1 protein-coding gene is annotated in these 253 nt (G+C 51.4%); it reads right to left on the bottom strand.

The features are described from left to right. A partial coding sequence (locus BHE89_RS02415; RefSeq protein ID WP_458694200.1) for a hypothetical protein occupies window positions 1–253 on the bottom strand: 253 nt, incomplete at both ends.

Here is a 253-nt window from a genome sequence, read left to right as displayed (position 1 = left end):
GACGCCTTATCAGCCAACAGCTTTTTGTAGTCTACCCGGCCAGCCGCTTTGTATCTCGTTACCATCACACCGCAGTAGTCGGCATGGAAGTATTCCCCCATGAGGGACTTCATGGTGTCGAGATGAGGCTTTTGCCTTTCTTGAAGCTCAGACAGTCGCTGTTTCAGCTCCTGAATCTCTGCATCATAGAGGCGGTATTCCTCAGCAGCAGCAATCCAACGGTTGACCTCTTCACCTTGCGGTATGTACAGGT

Source organism: Shigella sp. FC1967 (assembly GCF_001743005.1).
GTDB lineage: Bacteria > Pseudomonadota > Gammaproteobacteria > Enterobacterales > Enterobacteriaceae > Proteus.
This window is presented reverse-complemented; position numbering and strand designations above follow the sequence as displayed.